Below are 23,500 nucleotides of genomic sequence, written 5' to 3'. Positions count from 1 at the left end.
GGATAGTTTTTAGAATATGGGACAGGCTGATCGCATGCGCTTCTTGGCTTTTTCAGGGGTCTTTGCTCTGGCGACCGCTTTGCTCTATTTCGCCCTGCCGTTATCGGCCAGCGCCAAGGAAGATTGCCTGAAGGCCCTGGCGCAGCCCCAGGAAGCGCCCATGGTGGTCAACTTTGCTCCTGATTCCGCAGAACTTTCGGCCCGCGAACGCAAACGCCTGGAAACCTTCCTGGAGGACCCCAACCACATCAACGACCTCTGTGTCATCGCACAGCCGGAAAGCTTTGGAGACACCGATTACAACAAGGCCCTGGCCCGTCGTCGCACCGAGGCGGTCGTGCAGGTCCTGCGGGACAGCGGACTGAATGCGAAGGCGGTCACCCTGCTGCCGGGCGACTCCCGCGAGATGACACATCACGCCATGGAAAGACGCATCCTGATCCTCGATACGGAATGACCGCGCACACCGCGATGCACGCGCCGCATTGAAACAGGCGCGCGGAAATTAATCGCGGGCCGGTTGCGACTTTTGCAAGACCACTCTTGCGATATGACTCAACAATCGTTCAAATATGGCAAAAGACAAGACAGGCGTCACCTAGGTGGCGAAGAGGCACACGTGGAAAAGGAGACCGAGGATCATGCAGAAGAAGAAATCCCCCGGACAGATCCTGAGAGACGAGATCAGCCGTCGCCGCTTCATGGCCGGAGCCGCCGCCGTGGGCATGACCTTCGGCACGGGCGGGCGCCTGGCCTGGGCCCAGGAGGAAGAGAAGGAACTGAACTTCTACAACTGGGACACTTACATCGGCGAAACCACCCTGGAGGATTTCCGGGAAGAGACGGGCATCAACGTCTCCATGAGCCTCTTCGCCGACAATGATGAGCTCTTTGCCCGCCTGCGCGAGGGCAATCCCGGCTTCGACGTCATCGTGCCGTCGGACACCTATGTCGAACGCATGATCCTGGCCGACATGCTGATGCCGCTGGATCACGCGAAGATTCCCAATTACGAAAAGAACATCGCGGCCCCCTTCAAGAACAACGTGGAGTTCGATCCGGGACGCGAGCACTCCATGCCCTACATGTGGGGCACCATGGGCATCGGCTTCCGCAAATCCCGTGTCGGCACCCCCGACAGTTGGAAGGTTGTCTTCGATTCCGACGAATTCGCCGGACGCATCGCCTGGATCAGTGAGGCGGTTTCCATGATGGGCCAGGCGGCCATGTACCGCGGCTATTCCTACAACACCGACGATCCCGAGGAGATCAAGGACGTCGAGGAGATGCTGATCGCCCAGAAATCGAACGTGAAGGTCATTGCGCCCGACACCGGACAGGACCTGCTGCTCTCCGGCGAAGTGGATCTGGCCGTCGAATGGTCGGGCGATATCGTCCAGGTCATGCGCGAAGATGACGACCTCTCCTACATCGTGCCCAAGGAAGGCGGACTGTTGTGGGAGGATTGCCTGGCCATCCCCAAGGATGCACCGCACCCGAACAATGCACACGCATTCATCAACTATCTGTTGGACGCCGAGGTGGGCGCCGAGATCGCGGACTTCATCCGCTACGCCACGCCAAACGAAGCAGCCCGCGAACTGATGCCGGATGACTACAAGAACAATCCCGCCATCTTCCCGCCGGAAGAGGTGCTGGAGGAATGTGAATCCGCCCTCTATCGCGGCGAAGAAGTGACCCGCATGCTCGAGGAAGCCTGGACACGCATCCTCTCCTCCTGATCCGGACCAGGGGCGGGCCGCAGCGCAAGGCGATCCGCCCTTTGTCCACATTTCCGATGACTCGCTGACGAGGGGGGCTGCAGGCGAACTTCATGGAAAGCTGGCGCAAGCATCCGCTTCTATTCTGGCTGTTCATCCTGCCGCCGGGCTTCTGGCTTGTCGCCTTCTTCCTGGCACCGCTCAGCGTGATCTTCGCTCTCAGCTTCGGCGAGAAGAGCGGCATTGTCGGCATCGAGATCACCGGCACGCTGGACAATTACGTACGGGCGCTGGATCCGCTCTATCTGGGGATCATCTGGAAATCGATCCTGATCGCCGGCGGGGCCACTCTGGTCTGCCTGCTGCTCGGCTATCCCGTCGCCTTCGCCATCGCCTTCGCACCGGCACGCTGGAAGGCGCTGCTGCTATTGATCGTGATCCTGCCCTTCTGGATCAACGTGCTGATCCGCACCTATTCCCTGATCGCCGTCTTCCGCGGCCGCGGTTTCGTCAACATGGCCTACGAGTGGCTCTGGATGCGCGCCAACGATCTGCTGGCCCTGGCCGGGCTGGGCGACCAGAACCTGCTGGGCGAATACTTCACGCCCCTGCCCCTGCTCTACAACAACTTTGCGGTCTCTGCCGGACTGGTCTATGCCTTCCTGCCCTTCATGGTTCTGCCGCTCTACGCCAACATCGAACGTCTGGACCGCTCCTACATCGAGGCCAGCCTGGATCTGGGCGCCGGACATCTGCGCACCTTCCGCTCGGTGATCCTGCCGCTTACCTGGCAGGGCGCGCTGTCGGGCATCATCATCGTCTTTATCCCGGCGCTCGGATATTTCTTCATACCGGCCATCCTCGGCGGCACCGACAGCCAGATGATCGGCAATGTCATCGAGCGTCAGTTCAAGGCGGCCAACGACTGGCCATTTGGCTCGGCATTGTCGCTGCTGCTGATGTACGCAACCTTCGGCGCACTGGCGTTGCGCGCCGTGCTGGCCGGTCGCAATGCCGAAGGAAAGGGCGGCGTATGAGCGTTTCCGACACCTCCGCCAACACCACCACGAAGCCTGCCCTGCGGCGCAAGCTGCCACCCGGTCCGCTCGACTACAGCCGGCGCTGGTGGATGCGCCTGCCCCTGCTGCTCGTCTTCTTCTTTCTCTATGCCCCCATGGTCGTGCTGGTCGCCTTCAGCTTCAACGACAGCAAGCGCAACATCGTCTGGCAGGGCTTCACCACCGACTACTATGTCGCCGCCTTCAACAATACCGAATTGATGGAAGCCTTCGTCAACTCGCTGACCATCGCGCTGATGAACACTCTGGTGGCCACCCTGCTCGGGACCCTGGTCGCCATCGCACTCTGGCGCTTCCGCTTTCCTGGCCGGGCGGGCTTCGAGGGTCTGACCGCACTGCCCATCGTGATCCCCGAGATCTGCATGGGTGTGGCCATGATGGCCTTTTTCGCCCGCATCGGCTGGCCGACGGATCTGCCCTGGCCGATCAACCTGGTCAAGATCACCATCGCACATATCGCCTTTTCCTTTCCCTTCGTGGCGATCGTGGTGCGGGCACGCCTGGCGAATTTCGACCGTGCACAAGAAGAGGCCTCCACCGACCTGGGGGCCACCCAGTGGCAGAGCCTGCGCTATATCCTGCTGCCGCATCTCAGGCCGGCGCTCATTGCCGGTGCCCTGATTGCCTTCACGCTGTCCCTGGATGACTTCGTGATCACCTTCTTCACGGCCGGGCCCAACACCATCACGCTGCCGGTCAAGATCTTCTCCATGGTGCGCTTCAGCGTGACGCCCGAGGTCAATGCTGCCTCGACCATCCTGATTCTCATCACGATCGTCACAGCGACCCTGGCCATGTGGCTGCAAGGCCGCAGCCTCATGCATCCCCTGCGCTCACGAGATACGGAGTAAGGCCCCACCATGTACGCCGCCCCTGAGCACAAGACCGACCAGCGGACCATCCTGTCCCTGCGCGGGGTCACCAAGGCCTTCGGCGACTTCATCGCTGTCGAGGACGTGAACCTGGACATCGCCGAGAACGAGTTCTTCGCCCTGCTCGGTCCCTCTGGCTGCGGCAAGACCACTCTGCTGCGCATGCTGGCCGGTTTCGAGATGCCGAACGCCGGAACCATCCATCTGGATGGCAAGGACATGAGCCTGCAGCCCGCCAACAAGCGCCCGGTCAACATGGTCTTCCAGTCCTATGCCGTCTTCCCGCATATGAGCGTGCGCGAGAATGTGGCCTATGGCCTGAAGGTTGCCGGCGTGGGGCGCAGCGAAGCACGCGATCGGGTGGAAGAGGCCCTGCAGCTCGTCAAGCTGGACAGCCAGGCCGACAAGCAACCCGACCAGCTCTCTGGCGGTCAGCGCCAGCGCGTCGCCTTGGCGCGCGCCCTGATCAAGCGCCCGCGGGTTCTGCTGCTGGACGAGCCGCTCTCGGCCCTGGACGCCAAACTGCGCGAAGCCATGCAGATGGAACTTGTGCGCTTGCGCCATGCCCTGGGCATCACCTTCATCATCGTCACCCATGACCAGGACGAGGCCCTGTCCATGGCCGACCGCGTGGCCGTGATGAACGACGGGCAGGTGCAGCAGGTGGCCGCCCCGCAGACCCTCTACGAATATCCGTCCCGGCGTTTCGTTGCCGACTTCATCGGCAAGATGAATCTCTTTACCGGCCGGCTGGAAGCCCGGCACGAGGACCGGCTGGATGTACGCGTCGAGGGCCTGGGCCCGATGACGGCGCCTGTCGTGGACAGCACCGTCTTCGAAGGGCGCGAGGAACTGGACCTGGCCGTCCGTCCCGAAAAGGTCCGCGTCACTGCTGAAGCGCCCGAGGGCGAAAGCCGCGTGAAGCGCCAGGGCACTGTCAAGCAGGTCGCCTACTACGGTGACATGAGCTACGTCTTCGTCACCCTGGACGGCGCCTTCACCATCAACGCCAATGTCCAGAACGAAGCGCGCCGCAACGAACCCGCCCTGCGCCCCGGCGATCGCGTCTGGTGCTCCTGGGAAGCGCGCGACATGCTGGTCCTGCAGGATTGATTAGGTACTCGACATGAAGCGTTCGAGCAGGTCATCTGCCCCTTTCAAGGGCAGCCCGGTATTTCGCAATCTGGCGGCCTTTCCTGGATTCGAAATCCAGCCAGATGAAGTGGTTGCAGTCCGGCGTATAGGTCAGCACCAATCGGTTGTTTTACTCGAAAGAGGTTGTACCACCTCGTCGGCATGCGCAGCATCGGCCGTCAGGCCATCCAGAAGCTCTTTTTCCGAGAACGGCAGGCGGATTGTTTTATCCTCCTGATCCAACGGCTCGACAATAACCTTGTTGTCCTGGACCCGGATGCTGACCTTGCTTGAGACGTCCAGACCCGTTTTTGCTAACAGGCGGCTCCACAAGCGAATCGCTGCAGCGTTGTCCCAGTGTTTGATCCGCGTTTGCATTGGAATGCCCTCGGCAACTGATTGATCAAACTATAGCTGACCGTAGTGGACGAATCTACAAAAGGAGACACGCCAGCGATAGGAGGATCACCCCTCCACCGTGCGCTCCAGCGCGGGCCAGCGGACCGCCAGGGTGGCGGCCCGGGCCAGCATCAGGCAGACCATGGAGAACCAGAGGCCGTGATTCCCCCACAGCGGCACCGCAAGGGCCAGGACAGCCAGATAGACCAGTAGCGAGGCGATCATGGCGTTGCGCATGGCCACGGTGCGCGTGGCACCGATGAAGACGCCGTCCAGCTGATAGGACGCCACCGCCACCAGCGGCATGGCCACCATCCAGGGCATGTAGATGCCGGCCTGGCGCAGAATGTCCTCCTGATTGGTATAAAGCGACAGGATGGCCCCGCCAGCCAGCCAGAACAGCAGGGAAACTGCGGCTGCGGCCCCGGCCGCCCACAGACTGCTGACCCAGGCGGCCCGCCGAAAGGCTTGGCGCCGGCGCGCCCCGAAAGCCTGTCCGGCCAGCGCTTCGGCGGCATGGGCGAAACCGTCCAGGCCATAGGAGGTGAACTGCAGCAGGTTGATCAGGATGGCGTTGGCCGCCAGCGTCACGTCTCCCAGCCGCGCGCCGATGGCGGTGAACAGCACGAAGGCCGTCTGCAGGCAGGCGGTCCGGACCATGATGTCGCGGTTCACCCGGAACAGGGCCAGCAGGCGCGCGCGAGCGAAGAGTCGCTGGCGAGAGACCAGAACCTGCTGCCTGCGCAGCCTGCGCCAGACCAACAGCAAACCGACCGTCACCGCCGTATATTCGGCGATTACGGTGCCAAGCGCGACCCCTTCGACCGTCATGCCGAGGCCCAGCACAAAATAGAGATTGAGCGCAATATTGAGGCCGTTGAGCGTCAGCTGCACCGCCAGCACATGGGTGGCCCGGTCGATGCCCAGCAGCCAACCGCTGACGGCAAAGGTGATCAGCGTGGCCGGGGCGCCCCAGATACGCAGGTCGTAGTAGCGCTCGCCCAGGGCCGTCACCTCCGCACTGGGGTCGATTACTGCGAAGGCTGCCAGCCCCAATGGCACCTGCAGGACAATCAGGCCCAGGCCAAGGACGCCGCCCACCAGCGCGGCCCGCCAGATCACAGCGGCGCGTTCCACCGCATCCTCCGCCCCATGCGCCTGTGCGGCAAAACCCGTGGTTCCCATGCGCAGGAACCCGAAGATCCAATAGAAGACATTGAAGATCAGGGCGCCGACCGCCACTGCCCCCACATAGGCAGGCCCCGGCATGTGCCCCATGACGGCCGTGTCCACGGCCCCCAGAAGCGGAATCGAAAGGTTGGACAGGATGACCGGTCCCGAAATGCGCCAGACCCGGCGTGACCAGTTCACTTCTGTTGTCTCATGTGCCTGCAAAAGCCCGCTTTCCCCTGACTGCACCCATACGGCATTTTCTTTGCGCGCATTCCATGCGAAAAGATCGCCATGAATGACGAGAGAGGCCGGCGCGCCGGCCCCGGGAGTTTCCGCGTTTAAAGGAAGATATGCGCATGTCCAGCACGATCCGTTCCCCCTACCTTCTCTTTCTCGGTGACGCCCCCGACCAGTTGGCGGCAAAGACCGCCGACGGCATTGCCCACTGGCGCAAGGAGGGCTGTGTCGGCCAACTGCGCCTCGAGGGCTGCCAGGCTGACGTGGGCCTGACGGACCTGAGCCTGGAGCAGGGCCGCGAAGCCGGTGCCCAGACCCTGGTGATCGGCGTGGCCAATCGTGGCGGGCGCTTCTCCCAGGTCTGGCTGGACGTCCTGGGCCAGGCCCTGGAAATGGGCTATGACTTGGCCGCCGGCCTGCACAACCGCCTGGTCGATGTGCCGGTCCTGGCGGAACTGGCACAAAAGCACGGTCGCCAGCTCTGGGATGTGCGCCACCCCACCCAGGAGCTCGAGGTCGCCAACGGCAAGCCGCGCTCGGGCAAGCGACTGCTGGCCGTGGGCAGCGACTGCTCCGTGGGCAAGATGTACACCACCCTGGCGCTCGAGCATGAAATGCAGCAGCGTGGCCTCAAGGCCGATTTCCGGGCCACCGGCCAGACCGGTATCCTGATCAAGGGCACGGGCATCTCCATCGATGCCGTGGTGGCGGACTTCATCTCGGGTGCGGTGGAGTGGCTATCGCCGGACAACGAACCCGACCACTGGGACCTGATCGAGGGTCAGGGGTCTCTGTTCCATGCGTCCTTCGCCGGCGTCTCCATGGGTCTGCTGCACGGCGCCCAGGCCGACGCGCTGGTCCTCTGTCACGAGCCGACCCGCAAGCACATGCGCGGCCTGCCGGACTACCCGCTGCCCGACCTGAAGGTCTGCATGGACCGCAATCTGGAAGCCGCGCACCTGACCAACCCCGATGCCCGCTTCACCGGAATCGCGGTCAACACGGCGAAACTTCCCGAGGACGAGGCCGATGCCTACCTGGAACGTCTGGAGGACCGCTTCGGCCTGCCGGCGGTGGATCCCGTCCGCCATGGGGTCGCCAGCCTGGTGAAGTACCTGGAAGAGGAATTCTGATCCGGGCTCAGCGCCCGCCGGTGACCCGCAGTGTGGCACCGGTCACATAGCCTGCCCCCGGACCGAGAAGGTACACCACCGGATCTGCGATCTCGTCCGGCGTGGCAGCACGTTTCAGCGGTATCTGAGGAGCCAGACGCTGCGCCCGGTCCGGCGCGCCACCCGAGGCATGCAGGTCGGTCTCCGTCAGACCCGGCGCCACGGCATTCACCCGGATCCCGTCGTCCGCACACTCGCGCGCCAATCCAAGCGTCAGGCTGTCCACGCCACCCTTCGAGGCCGCATACCAGACGAACTCATGCGGCGCGCCATTGTAGGCCGAAGGCGATGAAATGTTGATGATCACGCCCCCGGCACCGCCACGTTTCCGGCTCATGCGCAGCACCGCCTCGCGACAGCAGTAGAGCGTCCCCGTCAGGTTGATGTCGATGGTTTCGCGAATCGTTTCCGGATCGGCGTCGACCAGGGGCGAGATGCGCCCAGTCACCCCCGCGCAGTTCACCAGAGCAGAAGGCATCCCCAGTTGACCCACGCAGCGATCGAACAGCCGTGCCACCGCCTGCGCATCACTGACATCGGCCTGAACGGCCATGGCGCGGCGCCCCAGGGCTTCCACCTCGCTGACCAGAACCTCGGCGGCCCTGGAATCACGACTGTAGTTGATGCAAAGGTCATAGCCTTGCTCGGCTGCCCGCCGCACGACAGCCGCACCGATGCCGCGGCTTCCGCCGGTGACCAGGAGGACAGGATTGGTCATTCATTGTGCTCCGGATCTGGATGGAACTGGAAGGCGATTCAACGCTCGCCACTCACCTGTGGCGAGGCGCCGCTGACCGCACCTGCGTCCTGCAGGCGCTGCCAGATTTCGTTGCCGGCGCGGGCGGCATGGACCTCCGCCAAGGACTTGGCCTGTGCGGCATTCCCGGCCAGGACGGCTTCGGCGATCTCGGCATGCTCGTCCCAGACCCGCGGACTGGCCGGAGCACGCTCCAACGCCACTGACAAGGCGCGTCGCAGGTGCGGCCAGGACTGCTCGGCCGTTTCCACCACCACCGGATTGCCGGACAGTTGATAGAGTTGGCGATGGAAAGCGGCGTCGGCCGCCACCAGGGCAGGCACCTCGTTGGCCATCAGGGCCGCACGCCCTTCGGACAGGACAGACTGCAGCCGATCGCGTTCGTGATCGCTCAGCTTGGCCGCCCGGCGGGCGGCCAGCTGGGCGGCCAAGCCATCCAGCGCCACGCGCAACTGATAGAAGGCCCGAACGCGCTCGGCGTCCAGCGGCGCCACCTGCAGGCCCTTGCGTCCCAACTCGGTCAGCAGGCCCTGCTTCTTCAGCATGGCCAGTGCATGACTGACCGGCTGGCGCGACACACCCAGGTCTGCCGCAAGCTTTTCCTGGGCCAGGCGTTCACCGGACTGGATTTCACCCGCCGTGATCGCGGCCAGCAGTTTTTCATAGACCTGGTCGATCAGGGCCGGTTGCTGGGCCAGCGGTTCCATGTTCCCCCCAAAGCAGGCTGCTGCCCGCGGCATTTTCGCATACGGAATTCAATAATGCCGAAAAAATCCTGTCCTGGGAAGGCCGTGAAGCCCAGCATGCCGCATGGGTTTGCGGAATCCGTTTGACGCAGGGGCCGCGGTTTTCTAGGTTCCCTGCATTATCGCCACAGGTTGCCTGTCGGCTCCGAGGAGCTCCACCGGTCCGCGAGTTTTCGCGCAGCGGTGCGAAACCTGCTGTTCGGACGTCCGGCCAGTCGACCCGACGGGAAGGAACGAATGTTCGAATCACTGCAGGAACGTCTCTCCGGCGTCTTCGAGCGCCTGACGAAACGCGGCGCGCTGAGCGAGGAGGATGTCTCCGAGGCCCTGCGCGAGGTGCGTGTCGCCCTTCTCGAGGCCGACGTCGCCCTGCCCGTCGTCAAGGACTTCATCGCCGGCGTCAAGGAAAAGGCCATCGGCCAGGAGGTCCTGCGTTCGGTGACCCCGGGCCAGATGGTGGTCAAGATCGTCCATGACCACCTGGTGGAAACCCTGGGCGGCGCCGATCCCGAGACCGGCGCCATCGACCTGGCGGCCCAGCCGCCGGTGCCCGTCATGTTCGTGGGCCTGCAGGGCTCGGGCAAGACCACGTCCTGTGCCAAGCTGGCCAAACGCCTCAGCGAAAAGGACCGCAAGAAGGTCCTCATGGCTTCGCTCGACACCAGCCGTCCCGCCGCCCAGCACCAGTTGGCGGTCCTCGGCGAACAGGCGGGCATAGCCACCCTGCCCATCGTCAGCGGCGAGCCGCCGCTGGCCATCGCCAAGCGCGCCATGAACACCGGTGCGCTGGAAGGCTACGACGTGGTCATGCTGGACACCGCCGGCCGTCTGTCCATCGACGAGGCGTTGATGAACGAGGTCGCCGAGGTCCGCGACGCCGTCAAACCCAAGGAGACCCTGCTGGTCGCCGATGCCATGACCGGCCAGGACGCCGTGAACGTGGCCCAGACCTTCAACGAGCGCGTCGGCGTCTCCGGCATCGTGCTGACCCGCGTGGACGGCGATGCCCGCGGCGGTGCGGCCCTGTCCATGCGCGCCGTCACCGGCCGCCCCATCAAGCTGCTGGGCGTCGGTGAAAAGCTGGACGCGCTGGAGAACTTCCATGCCGACCGTATCGCCGGGCGCATCCTGGGCATGGGCGACATCGTCTCCCTGGTCGAAAAGGCCGCCGAGAGCTTCGAGCAGGACGAAGCCGAAAAGATGGCCAAGAAGCTCGAGAAGGGCAAGTTCGACCTGGACGACATGGCCAAGCAATTGAAGCAGCTGACCAAGATGGGCGGCATGCAGCAGCTGATGAACCTGATGCCCGGCATGGGCAAGATGCAGGAGCAGCTCAAGAACGCCAATGTGGACGACGGCATGGTCAATCGCCAGCTGGCCATCATCTCGTCCATGACCAAGAAGGAACGCGCCCACCCCGAGATCATCAAGGCCTCGCGTCGCAAGCGCATCGCCTCGGGCTCCGGCACCTCGGTGCAGGAGGTCAACAAGCTGCTGAAACAGTTCGCCGACGCCCAGAAGATGATGAAGCGCGCCCGCAAGCTGGGCAAGAAGGGCATGATGCGCGGCGGCATGCCCGGCATGCCCCCCGGCGGCGGCATGGGCGGCCCTGGTGGCATGGGCGGCCCCGGTAGCGGTATGGGCGGTGGCGGCGGCGGCAGCCTGCCCCCCGGCCTGGGCGACATGAGCAACCCCTTCGGCGGCAAGAAATAGGATCACCCACAGCTGGCCAGGCCTCCGCGGCCCAGGTGCAGCAGCAAGACTTCGAACAACAGCGTATTCAAGGTAAAGAAAGGAAACCCGATGTCCCTGAAGATTCGCCTCGCCCGCGGCGGCGCCAACAAGCGCCCCTTCTACTCCATCGTCGTGGCGGACACGCGCATGCCGCGTGACGGCCGCTTCAAGGAGAAGCTTGGCACCTACAATCCCATGCTTCCGCGCGAGCATGAGGAGCGCATCCGCCTGAACACCGAGCGCATCCAGTACTGGCTGTCTCACGGCGCCCAGCCCACCGACCGCGTGGCCCGCTTCCTGGTCGAGCGCGACCTGATCAAGGCGAAGCCGCGTCGCGAGCAGACCAAGAAGAACCAGCCGGGCGCCAAGGCCCAGGAACGCATGCGCGAGGAAGAAGAGCGCCGCAAGCAGGCCGAGGAAGAGGCTGCGGCCGCCAAGGAAGCCCCTGCTGAGGAGGCACCTGCCGAGGAAAGCAGCGAGGAAGCCCAGGCGTAACCTGGCGGACGGACTGCAGAGGGCGGAGGCGCCATGACCCCGGAAAAGCTTGTCTGTCTGGCCGCCATTGCGGGCGTGCACGGCGTGCGTGGCCAGGTCACGGTCAAGACCTTCACCGAGGAACCGGGGTCCGTGGCGGCCTACGGCCCCTTGCAGGATGAAGAAGGCAATAGCTATCGCCTGCGCCTGAAGGGCCGGAAGAAGGGCATGCTGATCGCCGAAATCGAAGGTGTGAAGGACCGGAATGCCGCCGAGGTGCTGAAGGGCAAGCGACTCTACGTGAAGCGTGACGCCCTGCCCCAGCCAGAGGATTCGGAAGAGTTCTACTTCGCGGACCTGATCGGCCTGGAGGCACGGGACAACGCGGACCGGCTTCTGGGTCACGTCTCGGCGGTGTACAATTTCGGGGCCGGCGACCTGCTGGAAGTGCGGGATGAAACCGGCGGCGAACGCCTGCTGCCCTTTACACGCGACGTTGTTCCTGAAATCGACCTGGATCAGGGACGCGTCCTGGTGGACCCGCCGCCCGAGACAGAGGCGGGATCCGGCCAGGAAGACGAGGAAAAAAACGCGCCGAAAACCTGAGCGGGGCTGGACAAGCCAGTCGTGACAGGTCATAAAGCGCGGCTTCAAGGGATGGACTGTTGTGACGAGCGCGGGGACAGATCGACCACCCTGGACGGCAACCGTCCTGACCCTCTTTCCGCAAGCCTTTCCCGGCCTGCTGGGCGTCAGCCTGGCGGGAAAGGCACTGGAAAGGGATCTCTGGCGGCTCGAAGCTCTGGACATCCGGGGCTTTGCGCGCGATAAACACCGCTCCGTGGATGATACCCCCTTCGGCGGCGGTGCAGGCATGGTGATGCGGCCGGACGTGGTGGGTGCAGCTATCGAGGCCAGCACCGAACGGCCCGGTCCTCTGGTCTATCTCAGCCCGCGTGGGCAGACCTTCGACCAGGCCATGGCGCGCGAGTTTGCCGCAGAGCCCGGCCTTCGCCTGCTCTGCGGGCGATACGAGGGAATTGACGAACGTGTGCTCCAGGCCAGCGGTGCACATGAAGTCAGCATCGGCGACTACGTCCTTTCCGGAGGCGAAGTGGCCACACAGGTGATACTGGATGCCGTGGTTCGGCTTCTGCCCGGGGTCATGGGCAACCAGGAAAGCGGCGGGGACGAGTCATTCGAGGGGGATCTGCTTGAGTATCCCCACTATACGCGACCCGCTGAATGGCAGGGGCGCAGCGTGCCGGAGGTACTGCTTTCCGGCCATCACGAAAGGGTTCGCCAATGGCGGCGGGCCCGCGCAGAGGAAATAACCCAACAGCGGCGGCCGGACCTCTGGCACCGCTACCTTGAACGCCGCCGGACGGGCGGAAACGAGGAAGGATAGGACGAAGGCCATGAATACGATCGAACAGCTCGAGCAGGAGCAGATCGCCACACTGAACGCCAATGCAAAGCTTCCGCGCTTTGCGCCGGGCGATACGCTGCGCGTCAATGTGAAGGTTGTCGAAGGCTCTCGCGAGCGTATCCAGGCCTTCGACGGGGTCTGTATCGCCCGCAAGAATCGCGGCGTGAACTCTTCCTTCACAGTGCGCAAGATTTCCTACGGCGAAGGTGTCGAGCGTGTCTTCCCGCTCTACAGCCCGCGTCTCGACAGTATCGAGGTGCTGCGCCGTGGCGACGTGCGCCGTGCCAAGCTCTACTACCTGCGCAACCTGCGCGGCAAGGCGGCCCGCATCGCCGAGAAGACCACGGGTCTGGCCGGCAAGATCGCACAGAAAGAGCGCCAGGATCAGGCCGACCGCAAGGCCGGTCGCAAGTAACCCGGTTCCCGGCAGACGCCTTGTCTGCCCGGAAAATGTAACCATCGAGAAGCGCCGGCTGCACCAGCCGGCGTTTTTCGTTGCAGCCGGTGGTGGCGCTGCGGCCTGTGGATAAACTCGGGCTTCTCTCCTCTTGCGGTTTATGCTTAAACTCGCTGTAACAAAACCTTCATAGTTGTGTCGTCAGACTATAACCCGGCCCTACTAAGAACCGGGAACCACAACCCGAACAGCAAGGAGAAACGCATGAGAACGCGAAAGACCACCTTGGCCGCAGCCACGGCTGCCACAACCCTTCTTCTGGCCTCGCCGGCCCTGGCCCAGACCGAGGTCCAGTGGTGGCACGCCATGGGCGGCAGCCTGGGCGAGCTTCTGGAAAACATCACCGACGGTTTCAACGCCAGCCAGGATGACTACGTCGTCAACCCGGTCTACAAGGGCGAGTACAACGAAACCATGACCGGTGCCATCGCCGCCTTCCGTGCCGGCGAACAGCCGCACATCGTGCAGATCTTCGAAGTGGGCACGGCCACCATGATGGCGGCCGAAGGGGCCATCCGCCCGGTCTACGAGGTCATGGAGAACTCCGAGATCGAGTTCAATCCCGACGCCTACCTTCCGGCCGTGACCGGCTATTACACCACCACCGAAGGTGACATGCTCTCCATGCCCTTCAACAGCTCGACGCCGGTCATGTTCTACAACAAGGACGCCTTCGAGGAAGCCGGTCTGGACCCCGAGGCGCCGCCGCGCACCTGGCCCGAGCTGGAAGAGGCCTCCCAGGCGCTTCTGGATGCCGGATACGAGTGCGGCTTCACCACTGGCTGGCCGTCCTGGGTGCAGCTGGAGAACTTCAGCGCCCTGCACAACGTGCCCTTCGTCAGCGGTGCGAACGGTTTCGCCAGCACCGACATCGAGGCCCTGTTCAACAGCGACCTGCACAAGAAGCACATCGGCAAGATGGTCGAATGGCAGGAAAGCGGTGTCTTCAGCTACGGCGGGCGCTACAGCGACAGCCGGCCGAAGTTCGTCAGCGGCGAATGCGCCATGTACACCGATTCCTCGGCCAACCGGGCCTCGCTGGTCGCCGGGATCGAGGACTTCGAATTCGGCATGGCCATGCTGCCCTATTGGCCGGATGCCGAAGGGGCGCCGCAGAACTCCATCATCGGCGGTGCGTCCCTCTGGGTCCTGGAAGGCCATCCGGATGAGGAATACGAAGCCGTGGCCGCCTTCTTCGAATACCTCTCCTCGCCGGAAGTCCAGGCTGAATGGCACCAGAAATCGGGTTACCTGCCGATCACCCAGGCGGCCTTCGAGCTGACGCAGGAGCAGGGTTACTACGAGGAGAACCCGGGTGCGGACGTCTCCGTCAAGCAGATGAACCTGAACGAGCCGACGGAGAACTCCAAGGGCCTGCGCATCGGCAACTTCCTTCAGATCCGCGACATCATCAACGAAGAGCTGGAAGCTGCCTTCTCGGGTGACAAGTCCGCTTCCGACGCGCTGGACGAAGCCGTCGAGCGCGCCAATGGCGAACTGGAGAAATTCCACCGCCAGAACAACTGAGCGCACTTGATGTCCTGACCGTTTCGGCCGGGAGAGTCCTTGCCACTCTTCCGGCCGAATGGTCTTTTCTCAACAGTCGATCTGCCAGACACCCGGCCCCTGCATGCTGAAACGCGTTCACTTCCGACGATCCTACCTGCCCTATCTGCTGGTCCTGCCGCAGATCGTGATCACGCTGGTCTTCTTCATCTGGCCGGCCCTGCAGGCCCTCTATCAGTCGCTTCTTATCGAGGACGCCTTCGGCCTGAGCTATGAGTTCGTCTGGTTCGAGAACTTCATCGCCCTCTTCCAGGACGGCAGCTATCTCTATTCCTTCAAGATCACCATCATATTCAGCGCCGCCGTCACCTTCTCGGCCATGGCGCTGGGGCTGTGCTTCGCCACCATGGCCGACCGGGTGATCCGCGGGTCCAGCATCTACAAGACACTTCTGGTCTGGCCCTATGCCGTTGCCCCGGCCCTGGCCGGTGCGCTCTGGGCCTTCATGTTCGACCCGACCCTGGGGATCATCTCCAGCTTCCTGAAATCCATCGGCTATGACTGGGATCACCGCCTGGATGGCACGGACGCCATGATCCTGATCGTCATCGCGGCCACCTGGAAACAGATCAGCTACAACTTCCTGTTCTTCCTGGCGGGCTTGCAGGCAATCCCGAAATCGCTGACCGAGGCGGCCGCCATCGACGGCGCCGGGCCCTTCAAGCGTTTCTGGACCATCCTCTTTCCGCTGCTCTCGCCGACCACCTTCTTCCTGATGGTGGTGAACGTGGTCTATGCCTTCTTCGAGACCTTTGGCATCGTTCATGCGGTGACCGATGGCGGGCCGTCCAATTCGACCTCGATCCTGGTCTACAAGGTCTACAAGGACGGCTTCATCAACCTTGACCTGGGAAGCTCCGCAGCCCAGTCGGTCATCCTCATGGTGATCGTGATCTCGCTGACCGTCTTCCAGTTCCGCTATATCGAGAAGAAGGTGCAGTACTGATGGTCGAGAACAATCGCTGGGTAAAGGTCTCCTCGCACCTGATCCTGCTGCTGGGTCTGGCCGCCGTCATCTTCCCCATCTACATCATGGTGATCGCGACGACCCATACCGGGCCGGCGCTGCAGCGTCCGCCCCTGCCGCTGCTGCCGGGCGACCAGTTCTTCGAGAACCTCAAGCTGGTCCTGGGCGAGGGAATCAGCACGGCCGGCGCGCCGCCGGTGGCGCTGATGATGTTCAACTCCATGGTCATGGCGCTCGGCATCACCATCGGCAAGATCGTGATCTCGCTGCTGTCGGCCTATGCCATCGTCTACTTCCGCTTCCCCTTCCGGATGTTCTTCTTCTGGATGATCTTCATCACCCTGATGCTGCCGGTCGAGGTGCGCATCCTGCCCACCTATGGCGTTGCGGCAGACCTGGGCCTGCTGAACAGCTACACGGGCCTGACCCTGCCGCTGATTGCCTCGGCCACCGCCACCTTTCTGTTCCGGCAGTTCTTCCTGACCATCCCGGACGAGCTGCTGGAGGCCGCGCGCATGGACGGGGCCAGCCCCATGCGCTTCTTCTGGGACGTGGTCCTGCCGCTGTCGCGCACCAACATCGCGGCGCTTTTCGTCATCCTCTTCATCTATGGCTGGAACCAGTACCTCTGGCCCCTGCTGGTCACCACGGACGAGCGCTACTACACCATCGTCATGGGCATCCAGCGCATGCTGAATGTCTCCGATGCCGTACCGGTCTGGAACGCCATCATGACCACGGCCATGCTGGGCATGATCCCGCCGGTGGTGGTGGTCCTCGTCATGCAGCGGCTCTTCGTCAAGGGCCTGGTGGAAACCGAGAAATAGGAACAAGCGTTATGGCCGAGCTGCGGCTGGACAATGTCATCAAGGAATTCGGCGAGGTTCGGGTCATCCACGGCGTGGACCTCAAGGTGCAGGACGGCGAGTTCGTCGTGGTCGTCGGGCCCTCGGGCTGTGGCAAATCCACCCTGCTGCGCATGGTGGCCGGACTGGAAGAGGTTTCCGGCGGCGAGATCCACATCGACGAGCGCATGGTCAACCGGGTCGAACCCAAGGACCGGGACATCGCCATCGTCTTCCAGAACTATGCCCTCTATCCGCACATGTCGGTGCGCCAGAACATGGCCTATGGGCTGAAGATCCGTAAGTTTCCGAAGCCGGAGATCGAACAGCGGGTCAAGGACGCGGCCGACCTCCTCCAGTTGGGTGAATACCTGGACCGGCGCCCCAACCAGCTCTCGGGCGGACAGCGCCAGCGCGTGGCCATGGGCCGGGCCATTGTGCGCGAGCCCTCGATCTTCCTGTTCGACGAACCGCTGTCCAACCTCGACGCCAAGCTGCGCGTGCAGATGCGTGTGGAGATTCGCCAGCTCCAGCGCCGGCTGGGCACCACATCGCTCTATGTCACCCATGACCAGGTCGAGGCCATGACCATGGCCGACCGCCTGGTGGTGATGAACGGCGGCGTGGCCGAGCAGGTGGGCACACCACTGGAAATCTATGAAAGGCCGGCCTCGATCTTCGTGGCCGGTTTCATCGGCTCACCCTCCATGAACTTCGTCGAGGGGCGCATTTCCTCCGACCGGCAGTCGGTGGTCATCGGCCAGGACTTTTCCATTCCACTGCCCCAGGTGACCGAGGCCGCCCAGGCCGACCGGCCGGTGACCGTCGGCCTGCGTCCCGAGGACCTGCACCTGACCCAGGAGAGTCCGGACGAAGCCAGCCTGCCGCTCACCGTGGAACTGATCGAGGTGCTGGGGGCCGATACCCTGTTGCACGGCCAGGCGCCCCATATCGAGAATCCGATCATCGCTCGGCTTTCCGGCGTGCCCGAAGTCGACAATGGGCAGGTCGTGCACCTGGCCTTCCGGCCGCGCAAGCTGCACCTCTTCGACCGCGACAGCGGCAAGAGCCTGCTGAACGAGCAGCAGGCCGCCTGAACGCCTACAACCAGGCCGCCAGCATGTCCGGGCGGTCGGTGATGATGGAATCGACCCCGGCCGAGAAGAGGATCTTGGTGGTTTCCACGTCATTGACCGTATAGGCCGCCGCCTGCGCGCCCAGCAGCTGGACGTCCAGGGCCCGTGTCTTGCCGAAGGCGGCGAAGTTGCCGTGAACGCTGTAGGCCTTCAGTTCCTGTACGGCCTCTTTCCAGCCCTCCTCGAAATGATCGGTCAGGAGCGCCCGCGGCCAGTGCGGCGCCTGTTCCTGAGCCAGGTCCAGGCAGAGCCGCTTGAAGCTCGAGATCACAACAAGGGGGGCGTCCTCGGACCAGTGCGCCGCCAGGACCTCCAGGGTCTTCAGTGCCGTCTCCCGCTCACGCCCGGGACAGGGCTTGATCTCGACGTTGACGGCAATGTCGTTTTCGCGGAAATAGTCCAGCACGTCCGACAGCAGGGGCACCCGCGTGCCCTCGTACTCCGGCGCGAACCAGCGCCCGGCGTCCAGCTTCGCTATGGCGTCATAGCTGGTCTCGGCCACGGCCCCCCGGCCGTCCGTGGTGCGCTCCAGGTTTTCGTCATGGAAGACGATGACCTGCCCATCCGAGGTCAGCTTGGCATCCAGCTCGATCATGCGCACGCCGGTTTCCACCGTCTTGCGGAAACCGGCCAGCGTGTTCTCGGGCGCCAGCCCGGCCGCCCCCCGGTGACCGATGATCTTCGGCAGTTTCTTCATCTTTCGGAGTGTCTCCTCGCCTTGTAGCCGTCGAGGAAGGAGCTACCACAGCCCTTCTTCCCGGTCCATGGCCATCCCGACAGGATCTGGGTGCAAGGCCGCGACCCTCGGGCTCAGGGCCGGACATTGCGGGCCGGTCTCTCCATCCCGCGGGCGCTCCAGGATACTGGGAGATTGCCGGGGGTTACACAGCGACGCTCTCCTCTTGATACGTGCTTTCCGCCACGCCCCTGCCGGAAAGTGCAGCGAGCAGCTCGGCATCGTCACCGATCCCGGCATTGGGGGTCGTCAGCAGAGTGTCGCCGTAGAATATGGAGTTTGCGCCGGCAAGCAGGCAAAGCACCTGCGCCTCGCGCGTCAGGCTCGAGCGCCCGGCCGACAGACGCAACGTTGCGCTCGGCAGGACGAGCCGGGCCGTTGCCATCATGCGCACGAGATCGAGGGGATCGACCTGCGGCCGCGCGCCCAGAGGCGTTCCGGGGACTGGCACCAGGGCATTGATGGGCACGCTTTCGGGATGCGGACTGAAACCGGCCAGGATGCGCAGCATTGAGGCACGATCGGCCTTGCTTTCCCCCATGCCGATGATGCCGCCGCAACACAGCTCTATTCCGGCTTCCCGCACGGCGGCCAGCGTATCCAGCCGTTCCTGATAGGTGCGCGTCGTGATGATCTCTTCATAATACTCCGGACTGGTGTCCAGGTTGTGGTTATAGGCGGTCAGTCCGGCCGCGGCGAGCCGCGCGGCCTGATGCGGCTCCAGCATGCCCAGGGTGACACAGGCTTCCATGCCCAGGCTGCGCACACCCCGGACCATGTCCAGCACGGCCTCGAACTCTGCCCCGTCACGTACCCTCTTCCAGGCAGCGCCCATGCAGAAGCGCTCGGCGCCGGCAGACCTGGCATTCCTGGCCAAGGCCAGGACGGTTTCAGGTTCCAGCAACCCCTCTCGGGTCAGCTCGACCTCGCGGTGGTGTGCCGACTGCGGACAGTAGGCACAGTTTTCCGGACAGCCCCCCGTCTTGATGGACAGCAGGGCCGCCTTCTGCAGCTGGTTCGGGTCGTGATAGCGCCGATGGACAGCGTTCGCCCGGCCGATCAGTTCGAGAAGCGGCAGATCATGCAGAGCCAGGATCTCCTCATTTGTCCAGTCATGGCGAAGCGCGCCATCGGCCTCCCTTGTTTCGCGTTTCATGGTGTCGCCCCCATTCACAGCCATTTTCGGGAGAGGCGGCAGGCCAGGGGTGACATGAGCTGAGCCCCGACGGCGACGACAGCGACCTTGACCAGATCACCGGCCAGGAAGGGCGTCAGGCCGAGCGCCAGGATCGAGTCGGCCGGAACATAGAAGGCCAGCCAACCCAATCCCATTGCATACACGACAGACAAACCGGCCAGCATGGCGCCCAAATGCCCCAGCATACCCCGGCCGCGTGCCAGGACCCCCGTTACGCCGGAAGCCAGCAGATACCCCAGCAGGTAGCCGCCTGTCGGCCCCATCATATAGGCAAGGCCAAGGCCGCGCTCCGGTGTACCTGAAAAGACAGGAAGTCCGGCCGCGCCCGCAGAAAGGTAGGCGAGGAAGACAGCGCTGGCCAGGCGTGGTCCCAGCGCCACGGCAAAGGCCATGACGGCCAGGGTGTGCAAGGTCATTGGGACCGGCCAGAAGGGTATCTGAAGCTTGGCCGACAACGTCATGAGCAGGGGGCCAACGATCAAGACGAAGACAGCAAGCGACAGGCGGTGTACCCGTGATGGCGAACCTGGAGTGGCGAGTGCGCTCATGGATCATCCTTTTTATAGATAATTTATCTGTTCTATCGTTTAATGAATCCATAAATAGATGGTCATTGCAAGGACGCACCTGTCGCTGTAGCAAAAATCAATCGGACGGGATGGGGAAGGGGGTATGCGCTCAGGACGCTATTCGGAGACGGCCGGCTTGCGCCCGATCCATTGCACGTGCCGCTTCAGAACGGCACACGCCCGCTCGACCTCTCCGGCGCGCAGGGCATCGAGTATGGCGCGATGATCCCGGTCGCTCGGGAACTCCCATTCCGCGCGCCAACCGGCAAAAAGAAAACGTGCACTGGCCGCATGCAGGTCGTCAATGGCGCGCAGCAGCCTTGGCATGCCGCAAGGTGTCAGGATCAGGCGATGGAACTTCCGGTTGGCCTCTTCCCAGCTCTGAACATCGCTCGCATGGTCTGCGGACCGGCTGACCTGCTCGGCCTCGTCCAGCAGCGCACGCGTCAGGTGGGGTGCGGCGTGTTGCAAGGCCAGCACCTCCAGGGCCGCACGCATTTCCGCAACCTCTTTCATTTCATCCTGCGAAAAACCGGCCACACGCACGCCGCGGCGCGGCACGCTGACCACCAGACCCTGGGACTCCAGCCGACGGAAGGCCTCGCGAACCGGAACATGGCTGGCACTGAATTCCACGGCGATATGGTCCTGTCGCAGCTTCGTACCGGGCGCCAGCTCGCCGGAAATGATCCGCTCCGCAAGAACAGCTCCGATCCGCGCCGCAAGTGTTTCATCCGAATCCGCCATGGATTTGTAGATAATCTATTCGGTCTGACACGTCGAGATTCAGATTGCGGTCACCGAAATAGCAACAGGCCCCGCCGGAACATTCGGCGGGGCCTGTCGTGACCAGATCTATGGTGAAATCTGACTCGCCGCGATCAGCTGCTCGGCGTGGCGCCGTCCACTTCGTCCAGGTCCTCGACCAGAACCTCCACCTCGACGCGGCCGGCCTTCTCGAAGGTCAGGGTCATGTGGAAGTGATCGCCGGCGCGATATTCGCCCTGCAGGTCTTCCAGGACGATCTGGGCGCCACCGGGCTGCAGCGTGATGGAATCGCCGCCTTGCACGGCAATGGCCTGGACCTGCTTCATGCCGTAATTGCCCTCTTCGTCCATGACCGGCGCGCGAAAGCTGCTGGCCCTGGCGAAGTCCACCTCGGCGCCGACCAGGCGGTCGGCTTCGGCACCCGTGTTCTCCAGTGTCAGGTAGACGGCATTGGCGTGGGCGTTGGCCGCGTTCTCCACGGTCCAGGCGTGGCTGACCACCATGTTGGCGGCGGCGGAACGTTCGCCGTCGTGGTGGGCCAGCGCGGCGGAAAGGCTCCCGGCCAGGGCCAGGAAAACGGTCACTATCAGAATGCGCATTGCTCTTGGACTCCAATCTTGCTCAAGGAACGGCAACCTGAAAAAGGGAGTAGGACCAGGAAGTGAAGCGCCATGCAGCGGCCATCAGATTTCCTTCATGTCCGGACACACCCCGTTCCAGTCGGATGAATACGTCTGCGTCATGGCAGGTCTCCTGGCTTGCGGCTCGTCGGTCCGACCGTCTTGCCTTCCCGGCCATCCACGACAGCCAGTGACTCCAGCGACAGTCAACGCACCGCTCACAGTTGCGGGGGCAGCCCCGGTCTTTCACCGGGTTCCCTTTTCATTTCCATACCGGTGGCTTCAATGCCGCCGTTCCGGAAAACCATGACAGGTCCAAAGGATCGCAGAACCGGCACGGCCTGTCCAGCTTCACCCCACCCCCGTCCGCGGCATCGAATCAAGCGGCGCGCCAGGCCGCCAGAGCGGGTTGCAGGAGCCCGGCGCTTGCGCTAGGTTCCGCGCCTGCTCGACCCGGTCGCACAGAGGCTGTCCCACAGCCCGGCGGCCAGACCACGCGGAGAGGTGCCGGAGCGGTCGAACGGGGCGGTCTCGAAAACCGTTGTAGGGTACCCCCCTACCGAGGGTTCGAATCCCTCCCTCTCCGCCATTTCTACCCTGACGAAGGTTCTCCGCACGCGGACGCGGCGCTGAAACGCCAAGGAACCGCGCGGTTCGGGTGCGAAGCTCTGGACTGCGACGCCGGCACACTCGGCTCCGAGCGGTCTCTCTCCGCCGTTTTTCTCTCGACCTCTGGACTGAACCGGCGCCAGTACGGAACCCTAAGTATAAGAAATCAAATCAGAAACGGCCGCTGACCTACCACCCGAATTGATATCCCCTTTGCCGGGCGTCAGTCTTCCGAGAAGAAATCCTCGTCCAGTCGCTTGAACTCCAGCACGCGGCTGGAACGCACCCCGACACCGTGTTCGACCATCAGCTCCGTCAGGCGGCGTCCGTCAATCAGGATCACACGCTGCGGAATGCGTGATGCGAACTCGACGGCCTGGGCGGAGAACGTCGAGGTCGTCACGAAAACGCCCTTTGACGCGCCGAGGCCGACCAGACTTCCGGTGAATGCCTGGATCTCGGGTCGCCCGACCGCGCTTCCCGGGGCGTATCGTTTCGCTTGGACGTAGACGCGATCGAGACCGAGAACATCCTCGTTGATCACCCCGTCAACGCCCCCGTCGCCCGATTTGCCAAGCTGCTCTGACGCATTGCGATGGGAGCCCCCGTAGCCCATTGCCACCAGAAGTTCGACGATGACCTGTTCGAAGAAGCTCGGGCTGTTTTGAAGGATGCGATCCAGCAGGTCTGCGCGAAGTGCAGCGTGGACAGCTTTGTATGCGGCTTCAACCACCTCCTCAGGCGTCGCAGATGGAGGCTCCACTTCGGCAGCTGACCTTGCCCCCAAGTTTGGACCAGCCAGAGCGAGAAAATTCCGGCTGTTCGGCCTCAGGGCAGGCATGCCTGCCCTGAGGCAATTGCCAGTTCCATCGGGGCTTTGTCGCCAATGGAACTATGTGGGCGAACTTCATTATAATCCGTCCGCCACGCTTCACATTTTGACTGTGCATCAGCCAGGCTCAAAAACCAATAGACGTTCAGACATTCTTCACGTACCCGGCCGTTGAAGGACTCCGAGAAGGCATTGTCCGTTGGCTTGCCAGGGCGCGAATAGTCCAGTTCAACGCCCTTCATGTAGGCCCAGAGGTCCAGATCCTTGCTG

The 23,500-nt window shown here is 63.4% G+C and carries 25 protein-coding genes, 1 tRNA gene, 1 pseudogene and 1 riboswitch; of the genes and pseudogenes, 16 read left to right on the top strand and 11 right to left on the bottom strand.

Annotated elements, in window-relative coordinates:
• Positions 1-16 precede the first annotated feature (16 nt).
• From G502_RS0117140 to G502_RS0117120, 5 genes are all read left to right on the top strand, one after another.
• The gene (locus G502_RS0117140; protein ID WP_022729911.1) at positions 17-457 is read left to right on the top strand and encodes an OmpA family protein; all 441 of its coding nucleotides are present in this window, start codon (positions 17-19) and stop codon (positions 455-457) included.
• Positions 458-641: 184 nt separating this feature from the next.
• The gene (locus tag G502_RS0117135; protein WP_022729910.1) at positions 642-1,742 is read left to right on the top strand and encodes an ABC transporter substrate-binding protein; all 1,101 of its coding nucleotides are present in this window, start codon (positions 642-644) and stop codon (positions 1,740-1,742) included.
• 92 nt (positions 1,743-1,834) lie between these two features.
• A complete protein-coding gene (locus G502_RS0117130; RefSeq protein WP_022729909.1) occupies positions 1,835-2,758 on the top strand; it encodes an ABC transporter permease in 924 nt (307 codons plus the stop codon).
• Entirely contained in the window at positions 2,755-3,651 is an 897-nt protein-coding gene (locus tag G502_RS0117125) for an ABC transporter permease (RefSeq protein ID WP_022729908.1), read from the top strand. The genes G502_RS0117130 and G502_RS0117125 overlap by 4 nt, the downstream gene beginning before the upstream one ends.
• Positions 3,652-3,660: 9 nt before the next feature.
• Positions 3,661-4,785: an ABC transporter ATP-binding protein gene (locus tag G502_RS0117120; RefSeq protein ID WP_022729907.1), complete on the top strand. Its 1,125-nt coding sequence runs from the start codon at positions 3,661-3,663 to the stop codon at positions 4,783-4,785.
• A gap of 132 nt (positions 4,786-4,917) precedes the next feature.
• Here G502_RS0117120 and G502_RS22145 read toward each other — a convergent pair whose 3' ends face one another.
• Positions 4,918-5,184 (bottom strand): AbrB/MazE/SpoVT family DNA-binding domain-containing protein, encoded by a 267-nt coding sequence (locus tag G502_RS22145; protein ID WP_022729906.1) that lies wholly within the window; start codon positions 5,182-5,184, stop codon positions 4,918-4,920.
• An 87-nt stretch (positions 5,185-5,271) separates the two neighbouring features.
• Positions 5,272-6,576 carry an MATE family efflux transporter gene (locus G502_RS0117110; protein WP_026989620.1) on the bottom strand — a complete coding sequence of 435 codons (1,305 nt, stop codon included), beginning with the start codon at positions 6,574-6,576 and terminating at the stop codon, positions 5,272-5,274.
• 158 nt (positions 6,577-6,734) lie between these two features.
• Here G502_RS0117110 and dgcN point away from each other — a divergent pair, with 158 nt between their 5' ends.
• On the top strand, positions 6,735-7,748 hold the full coding sequence (dgcN, locus tag G502_RS0117105) for an N-acetyltransferase DgcN (RefSeq protein ID WP_040488445.1): 1,014 nt from the start codon (positions 6,735-6,737) through the stop codon (positions 7,746-7,748).
• Between the two features lie 7 nt (positions 7,749-7,755).
• Here dgcN and G502_RS0117100 read toward each other — a convergent pair whose 3' ends face one another.
• Positions 7,756-8,505, bottom strand: coding sequence for an SDR family NAD(P)-dependent oxidoreductase (locus G502_RS0117100; protein ID WP_022729903.1), 750 nt, complete (start codon positions 8,503-8,505; stop codon positions 7,756-7,758).
• 38 nt (positions 8,506-8,543) lie between these two features.
• Complete coding sequence (locus G502_RS20995; protein WP_040488444.1) at positions 8,544-9,251, bottom strand: GntR family transcriptional regulator; 708 nt, start codon at positions 9,249-9,251, stop codon at positions 8,544-8,546.
• A 276-nt stretch (positions 9,252-9,527) separates the two neighbouring features.
• Between G502_RS20995 and ffh the strand changes: the two genes are divergently transcribed.
• The 9 genes from ffh to G502_RS0117050 all read left to right on the top strand — a co-directional run bounded on the left by ffh (position 9,528) and on the right by G502_RS0117050 (position 17,859).
• Complete coding sequence (gene ffh, locus G502_RS0117090; RefSeq protein WP_022729901.1) at positions 9,528-11,003, top strand: signal recognition particle protein; 1,476 nt, start codon at positions 9,528-9,530, stop codon at positions 11,001-11,003.
• 90 nt (positions 11,004-11,093) lie between these two features.
• Positions 11,094-11,519, top strand: coding sequence for a 30S ribosomal protein S16 (gene rpsP, locus G502_RS0117085; RefSeq protein WP_022729900.1), 426 nt, complete (start codon positions 11,094-11,096; stop codon positions 11,517-11,519).
• A gap of 33 nt (positions 11,520-11,552) precedes the next feature.
• Positions 11,553-12,104, top strand: coding sequence for a ribosome maturation factor RimM (rimM, locus tag G502_RS0117080; RefSeq protein WP_022729899.1), 552 nt, complete (start codon positions 11,553-11,555; stop codon positions 12,102-12,104).
• A 61-nt stretch (positions 12,105-12,165) separates the two neighbouring features.
• Positions 12,166-12,906 carry a tRNA (guanosine(37)-N1)-methyltransferase TrmD gene (gene trmD / locus G502_RS0117075; protein WP_022729898.1) on the top strand — a complete coding sequence of 247 codons (741 nt, stop codon included), beginning with the start codon at positions 12,166-12,168 and terminating at the stop codon, positions 12,904-12,906.
• A gap of 10 nt (positions 12,907-12,916) precedes the next feature.
• Positions 12,917-13,342, top strand: a complete 426-nt coding sequence (gene rplS, locus G502_RS0117070) for a 50S ribosomal protein L19 (protein ID WP_022729897.1) — start codon at positions 12,917-12,919, stop codon at positions 13,340-13,342.
• Positions 13,343-13,588: 246 nt separating this feature from the next.
• Positions 13,589-14,911, top strand: coding sequence for a sn-glycerol-3-phosphate ABC transporter substrate-binding protein UgpB (gene ugpB / locus G502_RS0117065; protein ID WP_022729896.1), 1,323 nt, complete (start codon positions 13,589-13,591; stop codon positions 14,909-14,911).
• 103 nt (positions 14,912-15,014) lie between these two features.
• Positions 15,015-15,896, top strand: coding sequence for a sn-glycerol-3-phosphate ABC transporter permease UgpA (gene ugpA / locus G502_RS0117060; RefSeq protein WP_022729895.1), 882 nt, complete (start codon positions 15,015-15,017; stop codon positions 15,894-15,896).
• Positions 15,896-16,744, top strand: a complete 849-nt coding sequence (ugpE, locus tag G502_RS0117055; RefSeq protein ID WP_022729894.1) for a sn-glycerol-3-phosphate ABC transporter permease UgpE — start codon at positions 15,896-15,898, stop codon at positions 16,742-16,744. The genes ugpA and ugpE overlap by 1 nt, the downstream gene beginning before the upstream one ends.
• 11 nt (positions 16,745-16,755) lie before the next feature.
• The gene (locus G502_RS0117050) at positions 16,756-17,859 is read left to right on the top strand and encodes a sn-glycerol-3-phosphate import ATP-binding protein UgpC (protein ID WP_022729893.1); all 1,104 of its coding nucleotides are present in this window, start codon (positions 16,756-16,758) and stop codon (positions 17,857-17,859) included.
• A gap of 4 nt (positions 17,860-17,863) precedes the next feature.
• Here the strand turns inward: G502_RS0117050 and G502_RS0117045 are convergent, their stop codons facing one another.
• The 5 genes from G502_RS0117045 to G502_RS21710 all read right to left on the bottom strand — a co-directional run bounded on the left by G502_RS0117045 (position 17,864) and on the right by G502_RS21710 (position 21,768).
• Complete coding sequence (locus tag G502_RS0117045) at positions 17,864-18,595, bottom strand: glycerophosphodiester phosphodiesterase family protein (protein WP_022729892.1); 732 nt, start codon at positions 18,593-18,595, stop codon at positions 17,864-17,866.
• A 184-nt stretch (positions 18,596-18,779) separates the two neighbouring features.
• Positions 18,780-19,790, bottom strand: coding sequence for a biotin synthase BioB (gene bioB, locus G502_RS20990; RefSeq protein WP_051152359.1), 1,011 nt, complete (start codon positions 19,788-19,790; stop codon positions 18,780-18,782).
• A gap of 14 nt (positions 19,791-19,804) precedes the next feature.
• Positions 19,805-20,380 carry a biotin transporter BioY gene (locus tag G502_RS20985; RefSeq protein ID WP_022729890.1) on the bottom strand — a complete coding sequence of 192 codons (576 nt, stop codon included), beginning with the start codon at positions 20,378-20,380 and terminating at the stop codon, positions 19,805-19,807.
• A 138-nt stretch (positions 20,381-20,518) separates the two neighbouring features.
• Positions 20,519-21,148, bottom strand: a complete 630-nt coding sequence (locus tag G502_RS20980; protein WP_022729889.1) for a GntR family transcriptional regulator — start codon at positions 21,146-21,148, stop codon at positions 20,519-20,521.
• A 134-nt stretch (positions 21,149-21,282) separates the two neighbouring features.
• On the bottom strand, positions 21,283-21,768 hold the full coding sequence (locus G502_RS21710) for a copper chaperone PCu(A)C (protein WP_022729888.1): 486 nt from the start codon (positions 21,766-21,768) through the stop codon (positions 21,283-21,285).
• A 127-nt stretch (positions 21,769-21,895) separates the two neighbouring features.
• Positions 21,896-22,113, bottom strand: a riboswitch (cobalamin riboswitch).
• Positions 22,114-22,287: 174 nt separating this feature from the next.
• Between G502_RS21710 and G502_RS0117020 the strand changes: the two genes are divergently transcribed.
• A tRNA-Ser gene (locus G502_RS0117020) sits at positions 22,288-22,378 on the top strand.
• A gap of 243 nt (positions 22,379-22,621) precedes the next feature.
• On the opposite strand, the gene G502_RS20970 is transcribed toward G502_RS0117020, so the two are convergent.
• Entirely contained in the window at positions 22,622-23,131 is a 510-nt protein-coding gene (locus G502_RS20970) for a restriction endonuclease (RefSeq protein WP_245560790.1), read from the bottom strand.
• Between the two features lie 125 nt (positions 23,132-23,256).
• Positions 23,257-23,500 (bottom strand): annotated as a pseudogene (locus tag G502_RS0117010) (integrase core domain-containing protein); the annotation flags it as partial.

Origin of the sequence: Fodinicurvata sediminis DSM 21159, from assembly GCF_000420625.1 — a bacterium.
Lineage (GTDB): Bacteria > Pseudomonadota > Alphaproteobacteria > Kiloniellales > DSM-21159 > Fodinicurvata > Fodinicurvata sediminis.
The sequence above is the reverse complement of the archived record's forward strand: the minus strand, read 5'-3'. Positions and strand labels throughout refer to the sequence as shown.

Coding starts and splice junctions, on each gene's coding strand:
- G502_RS0117140 (WP_022729911.1), top strand. CDS start 17: ATGGGACAGGCTGATCGCATGCGCTTCTTGGCTTTTTCAGGGGTCTTT.
- G502_RS0117135 (WP_022729910.1), top strand. CDS start 642: ATGCAGAAGAAGAAATCCCCCGGACAGATCCTGAGAGACGAGATCAGC.
- G502_RS0117130 (WP_022729909.1), top strand. CDS start 1,835: ATGGAAAGCTGGCGCAAGCATCCGCTTCTATTCTGGCTGTTCATCCTG.
- G502_RS0117125 (WP_022729908.1), top strand. CDS start 2,755: ATGAGCGTTTCCGACACCTCCGCCAACACCACCACGAAGCCTGCCCTG.
- G502_RS0117120 (WP_022729907.1), top strand. CDS start 3,661: ATGTACGCCGCCCCTGAGCACAAGACCGACCAGCGGACCATCCTGTCC.
- G502_RS22145 (WP_022729906.1), bottom strand. CDS start 5,184: ATGCAAACGCGGATCAAACACTGGGACAACGCTGCAGCGATTCGCTTG.
- dgcN (WP_040488445.1), top strand. CDS start 6,735: ATGTCCAGCACGATCCGTTCCCCCTACCTTCTCTTTCTCGGTGACGCC.
- G502_RS0117100 (WP_022729903.1), bottom strand. CDS start 8,505: ATGACCAATCCTGTCCTCCTGGTCACCGGCGGAAGCCGCGGCATCGGT.
- G502_RS20995 (WP_040488444.1), bottom strand. CDS start 9,251: ATGGAACCGCTGGCCCAGCAACCGGCCCTGATCGACCAGGTCTATGAA.
- ffh (WP_022729901.1), top strand. CDS start 9,528: ATGTTCGAATCACTGCAGGAACGTCTCTCCGGCGTCTTCGAGCGCCTG.
- rpsP (WP_022729900.1), top strand. CDS start 11,094: ATGTCCCTGAAGATTCGCCTCGCCCGCGGCGGCGCCAACAAGCGCCCC.
- rimM (WP_022729899.1), top strand. CDS start 11,553: ATGACCCCGGAAAAGCTTGTCTGTCTGGCCGCCATTGCGGGCGTGCAC.
- rplS (WP_022729897.1), top strand. CDS start 12,917: ATGAATACGATCGAACAGCTCGAGCAGGAGCAGATCGCCACACTGAAC.
- ugpB (WP_022729896.1), top strand. CDS start 13,589: ATGAGAACGCGAAAGACCACCTTGGCCGCAGCCACGGCTGCCACAACC.
- ugpA (WP_022729895.1), top strand. CDS start 15,015: ATGCTGAAACGCGTTCACTTCCGACGATCCTACCTGCCCTATCTGCTG.
- ugpE (WP_022729894.1), top strand. CDS start 15,896: ATGGTCGAGAACAATCGCTGGGTAAAGGTCTCCTCGCACCTGATCCTG.
- G502_RS0117050 (WP_022729893.1), top strand. CDS start 16,756: ATGGCCGAGCTGCGGCTGGACAATGTCATCAAGGAATTCGGCGAGGTT.
- G502_RS0117045 (WP_022729892.1), bottom strand. CDS start 18,595: ATGAAGAAACTGCCGAAGATCATCGGTCACCGGGGGGCGGCCGGGCTG.
- bioB (WP_051152359.1), bottom strand. CDS start 19,790: ATGAAACGCGAAACAAGGGAGGCCGATGGCGCGCTTCGCCATGACTGG.
- G502_RS20985 (WP_022729890.1), bottom strand. CDS start 20,380: ATGAGCGCACTCGCCACTCCAGGTTCGCCATCACGGGTACACCGCCTG.
- G502_RS20980 (WP_022729889.1), bottom strand. CDS start 21,148: ATGGCGGATTCGGATGAAACACTTGCGGCGCGGATCGGAGCTGTTCTT.
- G502_RS21710 (WP_022729888.1), bottom strand. CDS start 21,768: ATGCGCATTCTGATAGTGACCGTTTTCCTGGCCCTGGCCGGGAGCCTT.